Raw genomic sequence first — 829 nt, 5'->3', positions numbered from 1 at the left:
ACGTCCTTTGTCGCGCTACTTCCCAAACCGACCTTTGAAATTTTTCACGCGCCGTTCTGCCCGGTCAGTTCCCCCTCCGCATTTGTCCCTTTGTTATTGTTTAAATTTTCTCCGTTAGCAATCTCGTCGATTTGCAGTTTCAACCCTTTTACAGCAGCAATCAGATAGCCGATCAGCCCCATATAATCGGCAACAAGATAATCTGTAGCTTCATCATGAATAACCAGGTCGGGAAGCACTAAATCGAGATCTTGCGCTAGCGCCCCAGCGGTTAACCTCTTTGAATCTGCATTCTTATAGCGGAACGTGTAACCATCAAGCGCGGCTATCTTTTCCAGAGCCTCCGCAGGTTCGATGATGTTCACTTCCTCTTTTGCGTTCCAGTCTGATGTAAGAGTAACGCCGTTTGCCTGAACCGCCCCTTTCGCGTTAATTGTTCCATTTCGTGTATTGATGTACACGGCCGGCTTGCCTTCCTGAACACCATTAGTTGGTGATGTGTACGCGGTGCAGAAACCAATCCCATACCATGAATAGAGGTTAATGTTAGATGCATTGTCAAAGTTGGCTGTGTCTGCGCCAGCATAAATACCACGCACACCAGGTCCAGAAGGTGCCGTTGCTGATGCAATGTTAGGGATAGTAATTGAGCCACCGGCGAGAGATACAGGGCAGTTAAAAAGAGCGCGCTGCGCTGCAGAGTTAAAAACATGTTCGCCGCCTGACCCAGCGTTGTAACGCACACTCCCTGTGGCTGACTGTACATTCAAATCCCCGGTCGTTGCGGTAACACCTGCAAGCATCACTGTATCCGATATTCCCAAACCGA

Annotated in this window: 1 protein-coding gene; it reads right to left on the bottom strand. The window is 49.0% G+C overall.

Annotated elements, in window-relative coordinates; translation table 11 throughout:
* Positions 1–44: 44 nt before the first annotated feature.
* Positions 45–829, bottom strand: a 785-nt coding sequence (locus ACTJJA_RS23910) for a tail fiber domain-containing protein (RefSeq protein ID WP_440669342.1), incomplete at its 5' end; no start/stop codon positions are given.

This window comes from Enterobacter sp. 22452 (assembly GCF_052045065.1).
Classification (GTDB): Bacteria; Pseudomonadota; Gammaproteobacteria; order Enterobacterales; family Enterobacteriaceae; genus Enterobacter; species Enterobacter mori.
This window is presented reverse-complemented; position numbering and strand designations above follow the sequence as displayed.